The organism is Rhodococcus sp. IEGM 1305 (genome assembly GCF_030058635.1).
In the GTDB taxonomy this organism is placed as follows: Bacteria; Actinomycetota; Actinomycetes; order Mycobacteriales; family Mycobacteriaceae; genus Rhodococcus_F; species Rhodococcus_F opacus_D.
This window is the reverse complement of sequence record NZ_JASHKX010000003.1, coordinates 383489-403198: the sequence shown is the minus strand read 5'-3', so window position 1 is coordinate 403198 and position 19710 is coordinate 383489. Positions and strand designations below refer to the sequence as shown.

18 protein-coding genes are annotated in these 19710 nt (G+C 63.4%); 9 read left to right on the top strand and 9 right to left on the bottom strand.

Going from position 1 to position 19710, the window contains the following annotated elements:
* Window positions 1-2: 2 nt before the first annotated feature.
* On the bottom strand, window positions 3-200 hold the full coding sequence (locus QM693_RS08525; protein WP_283351992.1) for a cupin domain-containing protein: 198 nt from the start codon (window positions 198-200) through the stop codon (window positions 3-5).
* A 55-nt stretch (window positions 201-255) separates the two neighbouring features.
* Entirely contained in the window at window positions 256-1164 is a 909-nt protein-coding gene (locus tag QM693_RS08520; RefSeq protein ID WP_283351991.1) for a helix-turn-helix transcriptional regulator, read from the bottom strand.
* A 351-nt stretch (window positions 1165-1515) separates the two neighbouring features.
* On the opposite strand from QM693_RS08520, the gene QM693_RS08515 reads away from it, so the two are divergent.
* The 7 genes from QM693_RS08515 to QM693_RS08485 all read left to right on the top strand — a co-directional run bounded on the left by QM693_RS08515 (window position 1516) and on the right by QM693_RS08485 (window position 7698).
* Window positions 1516-1854: a carboxymuconolactone decarboxylase family protein gene (locus QM693_RS08515; protein ID WP_061697793.1), complete on the top strand. Its 339-nt coding sequence runs from the start codon at window positions 1516-1518 to the stop codon at window positions 1852-1854.
* A gap of 5 nt (window positions 1855-1859) precedes the next feature.
* The gene (locus tag QM693_RS08510; protein ID WP_283351990.1) at window positions 1860-2882 is read left to right on the top strand and encodes a zinc-dependent alcohol dehydrogenase family protein; all 1023 of its coding nucleotides are present in this window, start codon (window positions 1860-1862) and stop codon (window positions 2880-2882) included.
* A gap of 84 nt (window positions 2883-2966) precedes the next feature.
* Window positions 2967-3971 carry a quinone oxidoreductase family protein gene (locus QM693_RS08505; protein WP_283351989.1) on the top strand — a complete coding sequence of 335 codons (1005 nt, stop codon included), beginning with the start codon at window positions 2967-2969 and terminating at the stop codon, window positions 3969-3971.
* Window positions 3943-4329 carry a DUF2255 family protein gene (locus tag QM693_RS08500; RefSeq protein ID WP_182624918.1) on the top strand — a complete coding sequence of 129 codons (387 nt, stop codon included), beginning with the start codon at window positions 3943-3945 and terminating at the stop codon, window positions 4327-4329. The genes QM693_RS08505 and QM693_RS08500 overlap by 29 nt, the downstream gene beginning before the upstream one ends.
* A 48-nt stretch (window positions 4330-4377) precedes the next feature.
* Complete coding sequence (locus QM693_RS08495) at window positions 4378-4917, top strand: cyclophilin-like fold protein (protein ID WP_283351988.1); 540 nt, start codon at window positions 4378-4380, stop codon at window positions 4915-4917.
* Between the two features lie 226 nt (window positions 4918-5143).
* Window positions 5144-7174, top strand: coding sequence for an MFS transporter (locus QM693_RS08490; RefSeq protein ID WP_349307492.1), 2031 nt, complete (start codon window positions 5144-5146; stop codon window positions 7172-7174).
* Window positions 7171-7698 (top strand): TetR/AcrR family transcriptional regulator, encoded by a 528-nt coding sequence (locus QM693_RS08485; protein ID WP_283351986.1) that lies wholly within the window; start codon window positions 7171-7173, stop codon window positions 7696-7698. The genes QM693_RS08490 and QM693_RS08485 overlap by 4 nt, the downstream gene beginning before the upstream one ends.
* Before the next feature lie 217 nt (window positions 7699-7915).
* On the opposite strand, the gene QM693_RS08480 is transcribed toward QM693_RS08485, so the two are convergent.
* Together QM693_RS08480 and QM693_RS08475 are read right to left on the bottom strand one after the other, a co-directional pair.
* On the bottom strand, window positions 7916-8932 hold the full coding sequence (locus tag QM693_RS08480) for a zinc-binding dehydrogenase (RefSeq protein ID WP_283351985.1): 1017 nt from the start codon (window positions 8930-8932) through the stop codon (window positions 7916-7918).
* A 55-nt stretch (window positions 8933-8987) separates the two neighbouring features.
* Window positions 8988-10103: an MFS transporter gene (locus tag QM693_RS08475; RefSeq protein ID WP_283351984.1), complete on the bottom strand. Its 1116-nt coding sequence runs from the start codon at window positions 10101-10103 to the stop codon at window positions 8988-8990.
* Between the two features lie 355 nt (window positions 10104-10458).
* On the opposite strand from QM693_RS08475, the gene QM693_RS08470 reads away from it, so the two are divergent.
* The gene (locus QM693_RS08470; RefSeq protein ID WP_283335371.1) at window positions 10459-10602 is read left to right on the top strand and encodes a hypothetical protein; all 144 of its coding nucleotides are present in this window, start codon (window positions 10459-10461) and stop codon (window positions 10600-10602) included.
* A 96-nt stretch (window positions 10603-10698) separates the two neighbouring features.
* On the opposite strand, the gene QM693_RS08465 is transcribed toward QM693_RS08470, so the two are convergent.
* The 4 genes from QM693_RS08465 to QM693_RS08450 form a co-directional block, all read right to left on the bottom strand.
* Entirely contained in the window at window positions 10699-11670 is a 972-nt protein-coding gene (locus tag QM693_RS08465) for an NAD-dependent epimerase/dehydratase family protein (protein ID WP_283352175.1), read from the bottom strand.
* Between the two features lie 121 nt (window positions 11671-11791).
* Entirely contained in the window at window positions 11792-12451 is a 660-nt protein-coding gene (locus tag QM693_RS08460) for a FadR/GntR family transcriptional regulator (RefSeq protein ID WP_283351983.1), read from the bottom strand.
* Between the two features lie 352 nt (window positions 12452-12803).
* Entirely contained in the window at window positions 12804-13862 is a 1059-nt protein-coding gene (locus QM693_RS08455) for an amidohydrolase family protein (RefSeq protein WP_283351982.1), read from the bottom strand.
* Between the two features lie 45 nt (window positions 13863-13907).
* Entirely contained in the window at window positions 13908-15251 is a 1344-nt protein-coding gene (locus tag QM693_RS08450; RefSeq protein ID WP_197436105.1) for an MFS transporter, read from the bottom strand.
* A 1814-nt stretch (window positions 15252-17065) separates the two neighbouring features.
* Here QM693_RS08450 and QM693_RS08445 point away from each other — a divergent pair.
* The gene (locus QM693_RS08445) at window positions 17066-17188 is read left to right on the top strand and encodes a hypothetical protein (RefSeq protein ID WP_283351981.1); all 123 of its coding nucleotides are present in this window, start codon (window positions 17066-17068) and stop codon (window positions 17186-17188) included.
* A 371-nt stretch (window positions 17189-17559) separates the two neighbouring features.
* On the opposite strand, the gene QM693_RS08440 is transcribed toward QM693_RS08445, so the two are convergent.
* Window positions 17560-19008: an aldehyde dehydrogenase family protein gene (locus QM693_RS08440; RefSeq protein WP_283351980.1), complete on the bottom strand. Its 1449-nt coding sequence runs from the start codon at window positions 19006-19008 to the stop codon at window positions 17560-17562.
* Between the last annotated feature and the right edge of the window lie 702 nt (window positions 19009-19710).

Below are 19710 nucleotides of genomic sequence, written 5' to 3'. Positions count from 1 at the left end.
GGTCAGACCTCCACTGTCATGTTGTGTGCGCGGGTGTAGTCGGTGTCGGCAACGTGTTCGAGCCAGGTCGTCGTCGTGGCCGGGTCGTCGCCGTTCTCGTGGGAGTGCCAGGCGGTGCGGGCACTGGGCGCGAACCAGACACAGGCGACGACCATCCGCCGGCCCGGCTCCTGCGGGGCAGCGATCGGGTCGACCCACATGTCGCCGGTGAACTGCCCGGAGGGTTCTTACCTGTCGGGTTCTGGGAAAGCTGTTTCATAGATTCGTCTCTTTCGGCGCAGCGGCCTGAGTCTTCTGCAGGTCGGTGTCTTCGTGTTGATGTGCGGTGGCGGCCCAGCTCGCCAGGAGACTGAGCCGTTCCTGGCTCGCTGAACCGGGCTCGGCGGTGTAGATGAGGAACGAGAGTCCGGGTTCGGCGGTCAGCTCCATGCCCTCGTAGGACAAGGTCAACTCGCCGACAACGTGATGTTGGAAGTTTTTGGTCCCCGAGCCGTGGCGGCGTACGTTGTGTGCTCCCCACCGGGTGCGGAACGCGTCACTGCGTGTGGAGAGCTCCCCGATGAGATCGTGCAGTTGCTTGTCGCGGGGGTCGCGGCCAGCCTCGGTTCGTAGGATCGACACGGTGATGTCGGAGGCGGCTTCCCAGTCGGGGTAGAACTCCTTGGCGCGCTCGTCGAGGAAGCAGAACCGCGCGAGATTGCCCTGCCCCGGCCCGTCGAAGACGCGATCGTAGAACGCGCGACCCAGCGCGTTGGTGGCAAGGATGTCCATTCGGCCATTGCGTACGAACGCGGGCCCGTGAGTGATCACATCCAGTGCCCGCGTGAGGCTCTCCCGGGCTACCCACCTCTTCGGATTGCGCCTGCGCACAGGTTGGGCGGCGCCGCCCGCGACGCGGGCCAAGTCGAAGAGGTGCTCACGTTCGGCGTCGTCCAGTTGCAGCGCTCGCGCGACCGCTTCGAGGACGGCATCGGAGACCCCGGCAAGGTTCCCGCGCTCGATCTTGGCGTAGTACTCGATGCTCACATCGGCGAGCATCGCGACTTCACTGCGTCTCAGTCCCGCCACACGCCGCTGCCCGGAGACGGTCAGACCTGCCTGCTCGGGGGTGAGGTTCGCGCGCCGGGACATGAGGAACTCTCGTGCTTCACTCCTGTTGTCCACGCCCCAAACGTTATGCCGATGCAGCCACGCAGGGGATGCCCTGCTGGTACACCCCTCATCAGAGACTCCCTCCGGGCCCGTTCTGAAGGTGTCATAGAACTTGCCGAGATTCCGCGACGGTGACGATGGCACCGAAAGAACACTTCGCCCGACCTTTCATGGCGTGGAGCATCTTTTGTGGTCGATGGCGTCTGTCGCGTCCCCGCCGAGCGCGGCCTCGGTGCATTGCTCACCGATCGCGACGCAGCACAACGGCATGAATTCGAAGGCGGTGCATGCGAGGAGTCGCAGCAGGAAACGAACTGAACAACCGACGAGGCATCCCCAGATGCCGGACGAGAGGAAACAAGCATGGCTGAGAACACAGGTACTGGCTGGACCGGTGGACAGAACGCGTTCGGTGACTTCGCCCCCGGACTCGTCCACTACACCGACAAGATCCTGTTCGACGAGGTGTGGGAACGGCCCGATCTGTCCAAGCGCGACCGCAGCCTGGCCACCGTGTCGGCCCTGCTCGCGATGGGCAACATCGACCAGCTGAACTTCCACCTCCCGTTCGCCCGCGACAACGGCGTGACCGAACAGGAACTCATCGAGACCATCACCCACCTTGCGTTCTACACCGGCTGGCCCAAGGCCATGTCCGCGATGACCGTCGCCAAGAACGCCTTCACCACCGAGGAGAACTGAACCGCATGTACGGAGCCGTCATCCACGCCCCCGGCGACGTCCGCTATGAACAGCGCGAGGACCCGCAGATCCTCGCCCCGACCGACGCGATCATCCACCTGGCCGCATCCTGCGTGTGCGGGTCGGACCTGTGGGACTACCGCGGCATCAACCCCGTCGACCAACCCACCCCGATGGGCCACGAATACGTCGGCGTCGTCGAACAGATCGGCAACGACGTCAACAACGTCAAGGTCGGTGACTTCGTCGTCGGATCGTTCTTCGCCTCCGACAACACCTGCGAGATCTGTCAGGCCGGTTACCAATCCCGCTGCGAGCACGTCGAGTTCGCCGGCGCCGGTGGTGCGCAGGCACACCTGCTGCGGGTCCCCCTCGCCGACGGAACCCTCGTCGCCACCCCCGGCATCCCCGATCCGGACCTGGTCCCGTCGTTGCTGGCCGCCTCCGACGTGCTCGGCACCGGCTGGTACGGCGCCGTCGCCGCCGAGGCCGGCCCCGGTAAGACTGTGGCCGTTGTCGGTGACGGAGCGGTGGGCTTGCTCGCCGTTCTCGCCGCCAAGCAACTCGGCGCCGACCGGATCATCGCCATGTCCCGCCACGAGCCCCGCCAACGGCTGGCCCTGGAGTTCGGAGCCACCGACATCGTCACCGAACGCGGCGACGACGGTGTCGCGAAAATCAAGGCACTCACCGGCGGACTCGGCGCGCACTCCGTGATCGAAGCGGTCGGGACACAGGAAGCGATGATGCAGGCCATCCGGTCGACCCGCCCCGGTGGGCATCTCGGTTTCGTCGGCGTCTCACACGGTGTGAACCTGCCCGGCGAAGAACTGTTCTACGCCGAGATCCACCTGCACGGCGGTCCCGCCCCGGTGCGCCGGTTCCTGCCAGACCTGATCGACCGGATCTGGCGACGCGAGATCGACCCGGGCAAGGTCTTCGATCTCACCCTCCCGCTGAGCGAGGTCGCCGAAGGGTACAAGGCCATGGACGAGCGCCGCGCCATCAAGGTCCTCCTCCAACCCTGAGTCTCTTCCACGGCCGAATTGTCGCTTCCCGTCCTCGGCACGGGCGGGAAGCGACGCTCTCTGCTCTGAGGAAAGCGAATCACAATGAAAGCCATCGCACTCGAGACCTACGGCGGACCCGACGTCCTCCATCCGGTCGATCTCCCGGACCCGCATCCCGGCCCCGGGCAGGTGCGTGTCCGGGTCCACGCCGCCGCTATCGCGCCGGTCGACACGATGCTCCGCACCGGACTGTTGGCCGAGATGAATGCTGGGCTGCACCCGCCGTTCGTGCCAGGCATGGAGGTCGCCGGCGTCGTCGACGAGGTCGGCGACGACATCGACCCGGCTCTGGCGGTCGAGGCCGGGCAGAAGGTCGTCGGATTCGTGGACAATCTCGGCGCACACGGCGGTTACAGCGACTACGTCGTCCTGCCCGCCGCGTCGGTCACCCGCATCCCAGAGGGGGCGTCCGCACCGGAGGCGGCGAGCTTCATCAACAACTCGATGACTGCGCTCAACGCGCTCGAGGCCCTCCACCTTCCTACAGGGGCGACACTACTGGTCACCGGCGCGGCCGGCTCGGTCGGCGGATACCTCGCCCAGCTCGCCCACCACGCAGGCCTCCGGGTCATCACCATCGCAGGCTCTGGGGACGACGACCTGGTCCGCTCGTTCGGCGCCGACCAGATCGTTCACCGCGGACCGGACGCCGCGCGCGAGGTCGTCGCGCGTGTCCCGGGCGGGGTGGATGCGGTCGCCGATGCCGCCCTACTCGGCGATGACATTGTCGGTGCGATCCGCGACGGCGGGCAACTGGCCACCTTCCGCCCCTACCACGGGGATCCAGGACGCGGGATCCGGGTGCACGGTCTGAACGTGCGGCAACGCGCGACCGACCATCCCGCAATCACTCACCTGCGCGACCTGGTCAATGAGGGCGTCCTGACCATGCGGGTCGGGACGGTGTTGCCCGCCGCCGAAGCACCGGAAGCGCACCGGCTTCTGGACGCCGGCGGGGTGCGCGATCGCATCATCCTCGAATTCCCCGTCCACGAACCCTCCGACGAAAGGACGACACATGAAACGTTGGCCGACCCCACACATTGAGCGGATCGTCGACGCCGACGACCTGCACATCGCACCCTTCCGCGCAGATGGCATCACGCCCGGCACCCCGACCTGGATCTGGTCCGTCGTGGTCGACGGGCGCCTGTTCGTCCGAGCCTGGAACGGCACCCGCTCCCGCTGGTACCAGGCCGCCATCGCCCAGCGGGCCGGGCAGATCACCACCGCTGGCGCAACCTACGACGTCGCATTCCACTCTGCCGACCCAGGACTGAAGGATCGGATCGACGCCGCGTACCGAACCAAGTACGCAGCCAGCAGTTACCTGCCACCCATGGTCGCTTCCGGCCCCCAGGCCGCCACCGTCGAAGTCACCCCGCGCCCCGCTCCACAAGCCTGAGCAGGACAAATCGCGTCCACCATCGACCCGTGTGAAAGGAACTCTTCCGTGCGATCAAAGCCCCTCGCCTTAGCATTCGTATTCACATTCGCCGCGACCTTGCCACTGCTGCTTGCCGCCTGCAGCACCAACACGACCGACGATGACACAGGGGCTCCTTCACCATCGACTGCACCGACTTCGCCATTGACACCCCGCGTACTCGACACGACGGCCTCCCATGACGCTGTAGGCACGACCGTCCGCTTCACCGCCGGTGACACGTCGATCCACGTCACCATGGCAGACAATCGGGCTGCCCAGGACTTCCTGTCGATGCTCCCGCTGACTCTCGAGTTCGAGGACTTCGCTGGCAACGAGAAGATCAGCTACCTGCCCCGCGAACTCGACCACGAGGAAACCGAAGGCTCAATCCTGAACCAGGGCGACTTCCTGTACTACATTCCCTGGGGCAACGTCGGATTCTGGTACACCGCCGAACCCAGCACCCACGCCGCCGACTCCGTCGTACTCGGCAGCTACGCAGCCAGCCTCGACGACCTCCAATACCTCGAAGGACGCGACGTCACCGTGGAAGCCCTCCCGTGAACGACCAGGCGACCCCTCCCCTCGGTCACACGTCAGGCAAGCCCAGCGCGACGCGTCGGGCTAGCACAGGCGGCCAAATGCCTCTCAAATCAACCACAACAGACGAATCGACTGGGAGGGCACGGCTTCGCCGGATGTCTGCCGCACGCTACCCAACAGCCACGCCCCTCCGTCCGGACACACCCGTCCTCGTTTCGACGTCAGCTGGTGAACAGTGGTTTACTCGATGAGTAAACACATGTTCACCATTGCTACGAGGAGTTCCGTGAGTCCGCCCTTCGACATCTCCGCGTCCGAGTCGTCGTCACGTAGCTGGATAGTGGTTGCGACGCTTGCCCTGACCGGCACCGTGGTCTCCCTTCAGCAGACCCTCGTCCTTCCGCTGCTTCCCGACCTTCCGGAGTTGCTCGGCACCACCGCCGACAACGTTTCGTGGCTTGTCACCGCGACCCTTTTGTTCGGTGCCATCTCGATACCGACCGTCACCCGCCTCGCCGACATGTTCGGGAAGAAACGGATGATGATGGTCGCGCTGGCGGCAATGGTGCTCGGCTCGGCACTCGGTGCGCTGAGCACCGATCTCGCGCTCGTGATTACGGCCAGGGCCATGCAAGGCGTCGGACTGTCGCTGGTACCGGTGGGTATCGCAATCATGCGTGATGAGCTGCCGCGAGAGCGTGTGCCGCTCGGCGTGGCGTTGATGAGCGCGAGCCTGGCCATCGGTTCGGGTGCCGGCCTGCCCCTGTCCGGGTTGATCGCGGCGCATCTGGACTGGCATGCCATCTTCTGGGTCACCGGCGTCGTTGGAATGGTCGTTCTCGCGGCAGTCTGGCGAGTGATCGACGAGTCTCCGGTACAGACCGGCGGATCCTTCGACTACCGCGGGGCGATAGTTGGGACGGTTGCTCTGACGGCCGTAATGCTTGCGGTGTCCAAGGGAGCGCACTGGGGATGGACCTCGCGTCTCACTATCGCTCTGGCGGCCGCCGGGGTGCTGTTGCTCATCGTTTGGGTACCCATGGAGCTCCGAGTACGCAACCCGCTGGTCAATGTCCGTGTCGCGGCGCGACCGCCTGTTTTCCTTGTCAACCTCGCCTCGTTGTTGCTGGGTTTTGCAATGTTCGCGAACATGCTGGTAACCCCACAGCTCCTACAGCTGCCGGTGAGCTCCGGCTACGGCCTCGGCTTCGACGTTCTGAGCACCGGACTCTGGATGGCCCCGATCGGGTTGATCTTCGGAGTGACGGCTCCGGTATCGGCGGTACTCATCCGCAGATACGGTCCCCAGATGACTCTGCTTGCCGGGGCAATGATCATGGCCGGTTCCTACGTCGCCCGGGTCTACCTGAGCGATAGCGTCTGGCAGATCGTGACAGGTGCGGTGCTGGTAGGAGCAGGGACATCCATGACCTACGCCGCGTTGCCCACGCTGATCATGCGCGCTGTGCCGGTGACGGAATCCGCATCGGCGAACGGCCTGAACACCCTGCTCCGGTACATCGGTACGTCGACCGCCAGCGCCGTGATGGCGGCGGTCACCACGATGAGCGTTCAACGTGTCGCAGATGACGTCTTCCCGAGCTTCGGAGCCCTCCTGCTGGTGTTCTGGCTTGCCGCCGCGGCCTCGCTTACGGCAGGGCTGATCGCGCTGTCCATACTCGGTTTGCGTGAAGCTCAAGAAGAGTCACCCGAACAACCGGGTCGCATTCGCGCCGCAGTGGCACGCGGCCGCGTGCTCAGCAAATCCGAACGACCCATCCGTCGCGCCGTCGTCACTGTTCTCACCCAATCCGGAGATCAGGTCGACTGGAGCCAGGTGGACTCAGCGGGCGACTTCTCGGTCGCCATTCCCGGATCCGGGCGCTACCTCGTAGTCACCGCCGCAGAGGGCTGGACTCCCGACTCCCGACTCGCAGACCTCGTCGCAGAAGCCAACATGGGCACAATCATCCTGAACGAGCGATTGACCATCACCGGCACGGTGACCGATCCGCGCGGCCCACTCGCAGGCGCTGTCGTCGTGCTGACCCGGCAGAGCGGCGAGGCCGTCGCTACCGCGAAAACGGGGCCGGTCGGTTCCTACGAGATGCCTCTTCCCCCGAACGGGAGGTACATACTTACTGCATTCACCCACATTTCGACCGTGGCGCGTGCGGTCACCGTCTGGGGAGGATCGCTTGTCCTCGATCTCGAACTGAACGAACCAACTGAGCTGGCCGCAACGACCGCGCGTGTCGACGAGGCTGTGGTGCAATGAGCCGGGCGAGAGACGCCGCTCTCGCGGCGGCCGCCGCGCTTTTTTCCGAACGCGGTTACAGCCAGGTCACCATTCGCGACATCGCAGCACTCGCGGAGTTGTCCCCCGCCATGGTGATGAAATGCGTTGGTAATAAACAGGAATTGTTTCTCGAAGTGGCTACGGTGGAACCGCTACCACTTCCTGCCTGTCCCAGTTCCGACCTCGGCCAGGCGCTTGTGCGCGATATATTCGACCGATTTTATGCCGACACGGTCGAACCCATGACACGGGCAATCATGCTCCGACTCACCGCGCCGGACCACCAGTCGGTGATACAACATTTCACCGGCGGTTACGTCGACCCGCTCACCGAGCGGCTCGGCGGGGACGTCGACGCACGACTGCGCGCCGAACTCGCAGTGAGCGCCCTCGTCGGTTTCGCTACCATGCTGAGAATCTTTGGTGCCGACGCCTGCTCACAGCGCAGCGACGAAGTGGTGCGCCGATACGGCAAGCTGGTGCAGCATCTACTCGACAGTTGACTGCACGGGCCGACTACTCCCCTACGCCGAGCGCGGCTACGGCGGGGTCGACGGGGTGCCGGAGCGTGCTCAGCCAGAATCCGCGCACACCTGGTACTCAATTGGGGTCCGCGGTGCGGCAAACGTCAACCGAACCGCGGCTTCCGCAACGGTACCGTGGGAACGTCAGGCGCACAGGCGAGAGATCACCAGACGTTCCCGGCGCTCGCTTCGGGCCTCAACCGAAAAGGAAAACACCTTTGCCAGCATTCTGTTTGTCGAATTCGGCGTAAGCTTCCTCTGCCTGGTCGAGGCGCCAGCGGTGACTGAAGAGGTCTGAAACTGGCAGATCTCGCTCGGTAATGAACTCCAGGCACCTGGCCAGCTCAACGATCGACAGCGTCCAGGACGTCATGATTGTTGCCTGGGTTCGCATCAACGAGCGGACATTGAGCTCGACCGGCGCGCCGCCCAGACCGAGGAAACACACTCTTCCCCATGGCTCGAGCGAGGCGAGCGCACTCGCTCCTGCTCGAGCGGCGCCCGACGTTTCAAGCACATGGGAGGCTCCACGCCCATTTGTCAGTTCCATGATCGCGTCATGCGGGTCCGTTGTGGACGCATCAACGGTGGCGGACGCTCCGAACGCGATCGCTCGTTCCAATCGTGTCGCCTCGACGTCGATGGCGATTACGCGTGCTCCCATCGCTGTGGCAAGCATCGTCGCCGACAACCCGACAGGCCCCTGTCCGAACACGATCAGTGAGTTGCCGCCTATGTTTCCCAGCCGCTGTATTGCTCCCCACGCGGTCCCCGTCCCGCATCCAATGGCGGCACCCGCTTCGTAGGACAGGGAGTCGTCAATCTTGACGACCGTCACTGCCGGAGCGAGCATATATTGTGCGTGTGAGCCGTTGGCATCCGCGCCATAGCGGATGGTGGTGCGTCGGCAGAGTTGGAACCAACCGGCCCGGCACTGGTCACATACGGTGCATCCCGCATAGTGATGGATTGTGACGCGGTCTCCGACAGCAGCGACACGCGGGTCGACGCCCGGACCGGTGGAGTCGATTGTTCCGCACGGCTCATGACCGACTATGCATCCGGATGGATCACTCGCGCGATACTGATGTAGGTCACTTCCGCAGAGGCCGGAGGCCTTCACCGCAATGACGACTTCGCCGGGGCCGGGTGTCGGTTTGGTGAACTCTCGTAGCTCGACTTCCTTGTGACCGGTGAATACCAGTCCTTGCATCGTGTTTCCTTTCGTATCTTGAAGATCTCAGTCTCGGATCTCGATATGTGCCTACCTAAGTCGTGGTCCGGGTTCGCTCAGACGATTCGGTGCGAACGTCGGATCGCCGTGATCGGGCGTCGCCGACCTCCGACGTGAGGTCGCGTCCAGCGTTGTCTTTGAGCAATAGCACGCACGCTAGGCTCAGAAGGCTGAGCAGGGACACCAGTACCCCGTACATGTAGGCGCCGAAAGCTTGGGTGATGGAGGCGGCGAACAGCGGCGGGATGGCGCCGCCAGCGATGCCGGAGAAGTTGTAGCTGAAACCGGCGGCGCTGTAGCGGTATTGGGTGCGGAACAGTTCAGAGAGGAACGCGCCCAGCGGACCTGTCGCCGTGCCGGTGATGAACATCGTGATGCACATGGCGACGGCGAGGCCGGCAAATCCGCCCGAGTTGAGCACGGGGAACATTATCAGCGGAAAGATCACGGCTGCCGTCGCGGCGGCGGCCATGGTCAGGCGGCGCCCGTATCGGTCGGCGGTGAGACCACCCAGGAAGATGCCGATGGTGTAAAACACAGTCGCGGCCAACGCCATGAGAAGCGTCGGCGTTCGAGCGATGCCTAGGTGCGTCCCACCGTAGTTTGTCAGGAACGTGACGCCGAAGTAATAGGACGAGTAGATCATCAGCATGGTGCCGGAGGCCAAGATGATCTCGCGTGGCTGAGCCTTGAACGCCTGCACGAAGGGGGCTTTCGGTGCTCCGCGGCGCTCGACTTCGGCCTTGAAGACTGGCGTCTCGTCGATATTCAGCCGGGCCCAGAACCCGACCCCGACCAGGATGATGCTGGCGATGAAGGGGACTCGCCATCCCCAGCTCAGGTAATCTTCGTCGCTCATGCCGAGGCTTCCGCCGACCACCAGCGCGCTGCTGAGGATCGCACCGAACCCCCCGCCGAGTGATGCGAACATGGACCAAAATCCGCGTCGGCCCGCAGGCGCATACTCGGCGGTCGTGAGGACGGCACCCGCCCACTCCCCGCCGACGGCAAGTCCCTGAATAAACCGCAGCGTCACAAGGATTATGGGTGCAACCACACCAATCTGGGAGGCAGGCGGTATGAAACCGACCAACACGGTGGAGACACCCATAAGGGTCAGGGTTGTGACTAGCGTGCCTTTACGTCCCATGCGGTCGCCGAATGGCCGAACAAGATACTCCCGAAAGGGCGGGCCACGAACGCGACACCGAAAGTGGCCAGTGAGGCCGTTAATCCAGCCGCATCCCCCAACGCCGGAAAGAAGATATGAGGGAACACCAATACGGCGGCAAGTGCAAACAGCCCGAAGTCGGCGAGCTCGATCGTGGTCCCGACACAGCTAGCGATGGCCAGGCGACGCATCGAGACAGGCCTGGTGCGCGGACTGGCAATTTTGGATCGCATGACGGGCGCTTTTCTCCTTCATTTGGCCTGCACCAGTGGACTCCTCCGAGCGCGCCGTACAAGCAGGCGCCAAGACCGACTTGCGTACGAGATCTGACCGTATGGCCGACTACGACACAGCGTTGCGAGTGGTCTGGACGTTCCTGAAGCTCGACCATGTCCACGGGCAAGGCGTCCTGCTCGACACGCTGCCACAGGGTGGTGTGTCGGCAAATTCAGAACAGGTGCCCGGTCGCTGGCACTAGTGACGTCCGGTTGGCAAGCCTTATTGGCGCGAGGCAAATCTTAGATCGCGTTGCCTTGGAGGATATCTCGGCGATATCCGGGCAACGCCCAAAACTCTAGCTTTGTGCGTCGAACCAGTCGATGACGCTGCGCAGTCCGTCCTCGAGTGCCACCGCCGGCGTGAAGTCCAGAACCTGTTTCAGGCGTGCCTGGCTGACCAGCTGATACCTGGTCCTGTTCTCGTCGAAGACGATGCTGTTGGGGTCGGCCCCGAGCATGTCGGCCAAAGTTCCGTAGATCTCCTTCGACGTGCGCGGCAGCCCCGACACGTTGATCGGCATGCGCGTCGCGTCGGAGAACACCGCACACCGGATCGCTTCGGCGACATCGTCGACATGGATCAGGCCGTGTTGTGCCGTCGATGCCCACGGGATCGTCGGTGTGGTGCCCGCGCGGATGGCCGTGATGAGGTCGGTCATGAGGGTCGCGTTCGAGCCCGGACTGCTGCGCGGGCCGTAAATGGTCCCCAACCGGAGAGCTACGTAGTCGGGCCCGCCAGCGGATGCGAACGCTTCGAGGTAGGCCTCGCCGGCCAACTTCGTTGCCGCGTACATGTTGATTCCGGAACAGGACCAGGCGTGATCTTCGGCGAACGGCTCGCGATGCGGGTCCTGGAAGGATCCGTAGACGGTGTGCGAGGAACCCAGGACGACCCGCTTGGTGTCGGCATCGCGCGCGGCGGCGAGCAGGTCATACGTCACCCCGACGTTGACGTCGTGGGCATCGCGCGGCCGCTCGGCCGACGCCTGGGTGCGGACCGCGGCCAGATGGACGACGACGTCGGCGTCGGCGACGAGGGAGGCGATCGCTGAGAGATCTCGCAGGTCTGCCAAATGTGCCGACACCCCATCGAGTTCGCCAAGCTCGTTCAGTCGGGATTCGCCGCCCGCGTCGGTGGCGACAACTTCTGCGCGAGGATCGGTAGCCAGGAGCTCTACCACGTGAGAGCCGACGAACCCTGCCGCTCCGGTCACGAGAACACGCCGGGGCCGTTCAACTGGCGGTGAAGTCGGTCGGGTGCTGTCCATGGGTGCCTCCAAGCGCAGGACGCGCGTACGGCGGCGGACCGGCAATACGCGGAGCCTGTTAGTAAAGGATGTGATTTTCCTCGGGTAACAATACCAGTATTGTCTGACAAATAAAGGGTAATTATGTAAGCGAATAGCGGAGCACGAAGTCGAGGTGCTCACGCATGGCAGCTCCGGCCTTCTCGGCGTCGCCTGCCTCGATCGCCGCCTCGATCGCGATGTGCTGTCGCACCGTCTTCTGTGCGACATCTGGTGTGACGTCAAGGAACTGGGCCGGGTGCGTTGCGTCGTGCACGGAAGCGATGAACGCGGCCAACAGGCGATTGCCTGATGCGTAGCCGATCGCAGTGTGGAAACGCAGGTCGAGGTCCGGGATCTCTGGATCATCGATGGCGATGTTCTTCTGCTGCTCGATGACGTCCTTCATCGTGGCGATGTCGGCTTCGCTTCGGTTGCGGGCCGCCCACTCCGTAGCGGGGATCTCGAGAACGCGGCGGACCTCGGTGATCTCGTCGATGTTCAGCGCGCCGATGCGAACGATGGTATCCATCGACTCGCTGAGCATCCGGCTGAGAGAGTCCGGCGTCACCGTATTCACGAAGCTGCCACCAGCAACGCCCGGAATCTTGCGGATCAGCCCCGCGCTCACCAGCGCTCCGAGTGCTTCTCGAACCGTGGGGCGGCTGACACCGAACTGCTGAGCCAGCTCGGTCTCGGGCGGAAGCTTCTCACCCTGTGTGAAGCGCCCGTCCAGGATCGCCTCGCGCAGCTGGCCCTCCACCTGGTCCCGCGGGCGGGTCACCTGCAGCGCCTTGAACGTGTTGCTTTCGGTGGTCGATGTCATCGGGTCTCCAGCCTGCTTCGTACGCGTCATGTCAGGTCAGCTGACACTTCACCTGTCCTACAGCGTCCATGCTGCAAATAGTCATCGCCTGCAGATCATTAGCCTGTTCGATCTGCCGATGGTTCGTCAGCCGTTGCTAATCAGACTCTGAATAATCTGACAGTATTCTATCTGTAGAATATTATGCTACCTGTAAACATTCCCAGCTACTACTCTCACACAACTTCAACTGCTGCCCGATTCACTTCATCGGCGGAGAGGCGGGGCTCTAGTGCGGCCCGTGCCGGGATCAGAGCAGGCTGTAGAACTGGCGGGCCGATCCTCCGCACATCAGCTCCCGCTCCTCCCGTGATGCCGAACTCGCGAACCGCTTGTAGGCATTCCAGAGCACGCGATACGACGTGCCCATCTTGTCGACCGGGAAGTTGCTCTCGAACATGCAACGCTTCGCGCCGAACTCCTCGACGCACACCTCGAGCCAGGGCGACCAGAGACGAGCCAGCTCGTCGGAGCCGGGAGGTTCCGGCGCGGTGAGGTAGTCGTACATGGCTCCGCGGGCCACGAGCCCCCCGATTTTGCACCAGACGTTCGGCCGCTTCGCGACCTGCCGAATGCCGTCCCGCCATAGGTCGAACTGGCCTGAATGGTCCGACGCATAGCGGCCGTACCCCAGAGGGCCACCGCTATGGTTTATCACGACTTTCAAATCCGGAACAGCATCCGCCAGTGCCGCGACGTCGTCCAATTGGGTATGAAACAACCAGGCATCGAGGGTGAGCGAGTTTCGGGCCAGGACACGAGCCCCGTCAAGGATCTTTGCTTCTCGGAGCATCCCGGGTCGTTTCCCGGACTGCGTGTTCGCGATCTCTGGACTCGCATCCCATCCGGTGCTGAACCGGACACCTCGAAATCTCCCGCGACCAGCCGCCATGTGCTCTGCCAGAACCGGCTCGACTGCGGCACCCAGTCTGAGGTCGGCGAATCCCACGATGCCGGCCGCCACGTCGACTCCGACGCTCGACGAACCGGCCGCCGCGGCTACGTACTCGGTCTCCCCGACCGGCCGCAGTTCGACCGGTCCAGAATCGCGGTAGCCGGCTCCGCATTCCACATAAACCGTGGCCTCGACGTGGTGACCGGACTGGACGTCCGCCTCGAAGCCGGAACGATCGTAGACGTACGGGTGCTCCCAGAGATGGTGATGGGAATCGACGATCGGCAGGTCCGGCTCGAACACCGCCTCTGCCGACTGCTTCGCCAGCCACTCGTCAGACGGTTCGAAGATCGTGCCGAACTCTGTCGGCCGTCCGTGCTCGGAGAGCTTGTAGAAGCGCGCGTCCAGTGCCATGCCTACCCCAGCCATTCGGTTATCAAGGCGGACTCAGCCATTCGATCAGACCTCGCCGCGCGCCGCCGCGACAGCACGCGACTTCCGTGCCGCAGGGTCCAGGAGGATTGCTCCGATCAGACCGGCCGTGCAGATTCCCATGAGGAAGATTGCTGCGTACCAGGGCGTGCCGCCGCCTGCCCCGACGAGGGCCGCCATCACAATCGGCACCGGCCCCGACAGAAGCGCCGCGGATACCTGGTAGGTGATGGCAGAACCTGTGTAGCGAAGCTCCGGAGGGAAGACGGTGGTGAAGAGCAGCGCGGTAACCGAATACGCCACTCCATGGCCGATTCCCAGGCCGATGATCATTGCCGCGATGATGGCGATCGGGTTGCCTGTGTGAATGATCCAGAAGACCGGAATCGGAGCGACCGCCAGCAGTGTCAGAGCAGAGAGGAACACTCGCTTCGGGCCGATACGGTCGGAATTCCAGCCAACAATCCCCACACAGGCCAGGTGAACCAATCCCGCAACGATGACTGCCATCAGCACGGTCGTCTTCGCCAAGCCGGCCTCGGCCGACCCGTAGTTCACCGCATAGGTGCTGTACGCGTAGAAAGCCGCACCGAGTCCACCATTGGCGAATCCGAGCGCCAGCATCGTCCGCCAGTGGTTGCGAATGACTTCCCTTGCCGGGTTGCTGACGAGAGCGTTCTCTGCCTTCTTCTCCTCGAACACCGGCGATTCTTCCAGCTTTAGCCGAATGAACAGCGCGATCGGGAAGATCAATGCACTGACCAGGAACGGAATACGCCAACCGTAGCTCTCCAGCGCGTCCTCGGGCATGAAGTAGGCGGCCAGGCTGACAAGGTTGGCGCCCACCAGGGCCGCCGGAATACCCATCTGAGCGACGCTGGTGTAGCGCCCGCGCAGGTGTGGCGGCGCATGCTCAATCGACATGGTGGCGACGCCGGAGAACTCACCACCGGCCGACAGACCTTGAATCATCCGGAACAGGACAAGCAGCAGCGGGGCCCAGAAACCTATCTGATCGTATGTGGGCAGCAGGCCGGTCGCGATCGTGGCCACGCCCATGCCGATCAGGGTCATGAACAGTACCGACCGCCTGCCAAGACGGTCGCCGAGGTGGCCGAAAATGAACGCGCCCAAGGGCCGCATGAGCCACGCCGATGCGAAGGTGCCGAAGGCAAACAAGGTGCCGACGGTGGGGTTGTACGTAGGGAAGAAGAGCTTGTTCAGCACCAGAGCGGCTGCGACGCCGTAGACGAAGTAGTCGTACCACTCGAGCGCGGTACCCAGGAAGAGGGCCGTGCCGAGCCTGGCAAAGCTCGTCTTACGAGGTGGGGACGATTGGCCGGATATCGCATCTGGTTGCATAGTGCTCATGATTCTGCCTTCAGGTTTGGGATGGAGAAGTAAGCGCGAGGCACAAACTCGACCTGCCGATATTCGCCATGGAGGGCACGAGGGGTACCGACGCCCTACTGGTTGAGAGCTATTGCAGTGGTGCGTATTTGCTCTGAAGCACAGCGATACGCGGATCTAGGGCGTCGCCGGAATTCGGACATCCGGGTTGCGAGCGGACATGCCAAACGCCGGTAGACGAACATGTTCGTCCCCGCTGACGTACAGCTGAGCTCCGTGTCGGTGGCCTCGAGAACAGAATTATTACTTGCTGCCCTCAACCGTTCGACCAGGCGCGACCCGGTGAATCCAAAAGCGACTACGAGTACAACGTCCCTCGGTGTCACAGTGAGTTCTCCTACTCATCTCGCGTGGCCCGGTCGGGTCTTCCGGCACCCGAAGCCGAGATCCCCCATGTATCGCTGTTTCGCTGCACTTATTGACACGGGGGTGACTGTGATTGCGCTCACTCGGTGATTAGTAGACCAGACTATTATCTGACTGTCAAACATCTAGCAATGGCGCGTCTGTTATTGTTAGCACGGCTTGTCGCTTGGCAACGCCTGGGACTCATTCCCATCAAGCTGCGAGCGGCCCGAACGGGCCTCCGCGCCAGTTGTGGTGTCCGACAGAACGTACTGCCGAAAGTTCCCCAGGTTCGTTTATGCGGCGTTCATGCTCGATGTGTTCCCCCGACGCGGGTCGTAGGCCGGCAAGTGTTGACCTAACTGCGCACCGATCTCGCACTGGACGCGTAGGAGATGGGATTCAGGCCGTCACGACGACCAGGATCTTCGGCGCCGGGCACCCTGCACCCGAACCGTGGCGTGCAATACCTGGCCGTCCGCTACAGCGAACACCTAAGTGCGGTCGGTTAAACGCCCGAGCGGAGGTGTTCGGGTGATGGGCGGGGGCGCGCGATGATGAGGCGTGCCTGATGATCTCGATGATGGTGGTTCGTTCGAGGTAGCCCCTGGCGCAGCCGGGCAAACCTGATTCCGGGTGCCGAAGCCACTGGTGGATAAGAAATTTCGTGCGTTTGACCCGGATGAGGGTTTGTTGCTGCCGCCACCGCTCGACGACTGGGTGCCCGCCGAGCCTCTGGCCTATCGCGGAACTCGTCGACGAGCACCTGGACCTGACCCGGATCCCCGACGCGTACACCGAGAGCCGCGGCGCCCCAACATGATCCGAGGCTGATTGTGCTCATCCTGCTCAACGGCTGCACCACCGGAGTGCGCTCGTCCCGGGCGATCGATCGCAAATGCACCGATGACGTGGCTGTTCCGGTGCTCGGAGCAGGGTGGCGGACTATCCGGCGATCACCCGGGTCCGCAAGCGGCGCCCGTCCGCCCTCGGGCCCTGTTCGTACAGGCGTTGGCGTTGCCGGCCGCGGGCATGATCAGGCTGGGCGGTTGTTGGACGGGACGAAGTTGCGGACTAACGCCTCCAAAACCCAAGGCGACGAGCTACGCCCGCATGTCGGAGAAGGAGGAGGCCCTCGCCGCGAGGTCTCGACGAGGCCGAAGACGCCGAGTCGGCGAGAACCGGCGTGGCGACGAGCTGCCCGAGGTATCGCGGCGTCGGGAACCCGGTTGGCGACGATCCGGGAGGCGAAGGCCGCCCTCACTGAAGAGGCTCGGCTGGCGGCACGGGAGCGGACCGGGACGACGGCTGACCGGCGACGGGGCCTTCGCGCAGTGGTCCAACGCGGAGGTCGTGGTCGACGAGAAGCCTCAGGGATCGCGGCCACCGACGTGAACACAAATGCCGTCGATGTCGGCAATCTGATGCCGATGACCGAACAGACGGCGGCGAACACCGGGCAGGTCCCGGACCAGGTCCTCGCCGACTCCGACTACTACTCGGCCGACAACTCGGACCGGGCCGCCGAGTTCGCCGCCGAACAAGGCATCTAATTCTATGTCGCGAGCGGGCGTCGGTCCCGTGACCGGGCGTCGGTGCCATGGCGACCCACCAGCGGCGTCCCCGGGCGGATCCCCAAGCCCGCGAACGGCAAGCAGCGCGTGGCCTGCAAACGGGCTACCCGGAAAGGTCGGGCGGCATAGGCCCGCCGGAAGGCCACCATCGAACCGGTCTTCGGTCAGATGAGCACCATGCACAACGCCAAACAGTTATTGAACCATCAGCCCTGCAAGAAGTTCCCTCGAAACCGATCGAATCAGTCTCCCGTGACGCCTGGGCCCAACGCCGCCGGCCGTCCCCACTGACTACACGGCTCTGCAGCCAGCCCTGGTCGCGCTATTCGACCAGGACTTATCAGGACAGGCTAGAGGCGGGGAAGTACACGTGCCTCTTCTTCGAACCCGTACACCGACTTGACTTCGAGGTACTCCTCCAAGCCGTAGACGCCCATTGAGCGGCCGATACCCGATTCCTTGTAGCCACCCATCGGTGTCGTCTGATTGGGACTGGAACCGTTGTAGCAGATACGACCCGCGCGAAGTCCGGATGCGAACTCGTACCCGCGCTTGCGGTCCTCGCTGAACACGTAACCGCCAAGTCCGAAGATCGAATCGTTGGCAATCTCCAACGCTTGTTCCTCTGTGCGGTACGGCATGACGACCAAGACCGGACCGAAGATCTCCTCCTTGGCCAAGGTCATGTCGGGAGTGACGTCCGCCAGGACGGTGGGCTTGCAGAAAAATCCCTGGTCGAAGCCGTCGATGCGCCCCAGGCCGCCGGTGACGACTCGCGCCCCTTCCCGCAGCCCGATCTCGATATGACGCTGAACACTGTTGAACTGCTGCGCGTGAACGAGCGGTCCGTGCGTGGTGTTCGGATCGCTCGGGTCGCCGACTCGCATCAGGTTGATCGCGTCGACCAAGAAGGGAAGGATGTCCTCCACTTGGCTCTCGTGCACCAGCAACCGGCTCGGCGCATGGCAGGATTGGCCGGAGTTCGAGAAGCCGCGCTGAATGTTGAAATGTGCGGCCTTCTCCAGGTCGCCGTCGGTCAGCACGATGTTCGCGGACTTGCCACCCAGCTCCAGGCAGGTTCGCTTGACAGTCTGAGCGGCCGCCTCGCCCACCTGACGTCCCGCGGTGGTCGAACCGGTGAACGAGATCATATCCACGTCCGGGTGCCGCGAGAGCCGGTCGCCCACCACACTGCCACGACCGACTACCAGGTTGAATACACCCGGCGGAGTTCCCGCTTCATGCATGACTTCTGCCAGTGCAACGCCCGAGGCGGGCGATGCATCCGATGGCTTGAGCACCATTGTGCAACCCGCAGCGATTCCGTAGATGACTTTAATGACGGAGGTCTGAATCGGCCAATTCCATGGTGAGATGAGGCCGCACACGCCGATCGGTTCTCGTCGAATGATGGTGTCGTCGAGTTGCCGTTCAAACTCGTAATCTCGGATCACGTCCCGCGCGACTCGCATGTGACCGGCCGAGGACTTCACCTGGCCTTTGAACGAAATGGGGATGCCTACTTCTTTGGCGATCAGCTCGGACAGCTCCGTCTCGCGGCGCTCGTAGGCCGCAATAATGCGGTCGATGAGTTCGATGCGCTCATTGACCGAGGTCCTGGAGAAGCGAATGAACGCTCGCTTAGCTGCCGCTACTGCGAGGTCCACATCATCGACTCCGCCGCCCGAGGAGACAGTCGCCCACGGCTCTTCCGTCGCCGGGTTGATCAAGGGACGGGTCCCCGAGATGGACGGCGAGACCCATTCGCCGTCGATGTACAACTTGTCGAAGTGGTCCATTGACTTCCTCCAAAGCGAGCAGATTTGCTTAATGTCAGACTAATTATACGACTGCTTGGTGTCAACCTTTTTCTCATTCTAAGGGGAGGCACCCGCAACACCGTCGGTACTGACCCCTATACCAGCATCAACGGCCGCGGTGACCACGCTGCATGCGGGTAGGGTTGACGACCCGGCGACGTGGCTACCGGAAAGCCGCCCGCGGACCACCGACACCTGCGACCGCGCGGAGCTGCGAATCTGCAGCCACTGTGGCTGCGACCTCCTCCCCACCGGGACACATCACATGCCGTTCCAGTGCCTGTCCACCAGCGGCTTCCAATTCCCGTGCCGCGGCCGCTCGCACGGTCGCCAGCCCGGTGCCGGAGGCGCCGACGGACAAGTCATAGGTTGGATTCATCGCGATTCTCCGAGCGAGGTTGCCGACCGGGCGGGGCGTTCATATGGCCGGCGCGGAGAAACCAAGCCCCACGGACGGATTGACGAACAATGCATCTATAGGTAATAGTGTGACAACCTTCGCTTAGGTCAGTCAGTTTTCCTTGATGTCAAGAAAGTGTGTCTAGGTCAATGCGCTTACAGGTCAAGCACCGGTACCTGGCGCGCCACCCTCAACGCGTGGGCTGTGCTGGTGTTGCTGATCGTCGTATCGCTGGCAGTGACACTTGCCAGCCTGGCGGGCGACCCCATTTGGGTGGCGTC

What these genes read in the sequence shown, in the direction of transcription:
- QM693_RS08505 (WP_283351989.1), top strand. Translation starts at nt 2,967, where the DNA reads ATGAAAGCCATCGCACTCGAGACCTACGGCGGACCCGACGTCCTCCAT.
- QM693_RS08525 (WP_283351992.1), bottom strand. Translation starts at nt 200, where the DNA reads ATGTGGGTCGACCCGATCGCTGCCCCGCAGGAGCCGGGCCGGCGGATG.
- QM693_RS08455 (WP_283351982.1), bottom strand. Translation starts at nt 13,862, where the DNA reads ATGGCACTGGACGCGCGCTTCTACAAGCTCTCCGAGCACGGACGGCCG.
- QM693_RS08500 (WP_182624918.1), top strand. Translation starts at nt 3,943, where the DNA reads ATGAAACGTTGGCCGACCCCACACATTGAGCGGATCGTCGACGCCGAC.
- QM693_RS08485 (WP_283351986.1), top strand. Translation starts at nt 7,171, where the DNA reads ATGAGCCGGGCGAGAGACGCCGCTCTCGCGGCGGCCGCCGCGCTTTTT.
- QM693_RS08475 (WP_283351984.1), bottom strand. Translation starts at nt 10,103, where the DNA reads ATGGGACGTAAAGGCACGCTAGTCACAACCCTGACCCTTATGGGTGTC.
- QM693_RS08490 (WP_349307492.1), top strand. Translation starts at nt 5,144, where the DNA reads ATGAGTAAACACATGTTCACCATTGCTACGAGGAGTTCCGTGAGTCCG.
- QM693_RS08440 (WP_283351980.1), bottom strand. Translation starts at nt 19,008, where the DNA reads ATGGACCACTTCGACAAGTTGTACATCGACGGCGAATGGGTCTCGCCG.
- QM693_RS08510 (WP_283351990.1), top strand. Translation starts at nt 1,860, where the DNA reads ATGTACGGAGCCGTCATCCACGCCCCCGGCGACGTCCGCTATGAACAG.
- QM693_RS08480 (WP_283351985.1), bottom strand. Translation starts at nt 8,932, where the DNA reads ATGCAAGGACTGGTATTCACCGGTCACAAGGAAGTCGAGCTACGAGAG.
- QM693_RS08450 (WP_197436105.1), bottom strand. Translation starts at nt 15,251, where the DNA reads ATGAGCACTATGCAACCAGATGCGATATCCGGCCAATCGTCCCCACCT.
- QM693_RS08515 (WP_061697793.1), top strand. Translation starts at nt 1,516, where the DNA reads ATGGCTGAGAACACAGGTACTGGCTGGACCGGTGGACAGAACGCGTTC.
- QM693_RS08465 (WP_283352175.1), bottom strand. Translation starts at nt 11,670, where the DNA reads ATGGACAGCACCCGACCGACTTCACCGCCAGTTGAACGGCCCCGGCGT.
- QM693_RS08470 (WP_283335371.1), top strand. Translation starts at nt 10,459, where the DNA reads ATGGCCGACTACGACACAGCGTTGCGAGTGGTCTGGACGTTCCTGAAG.
- QM693_RS08445 (WP_283351981.1), top strand. Translation starts at nt 17,066, where the DNA reads ATGACCGAACAGACGGCGGCGAACACCGGGCAGGTCCCGGACCAGGTC.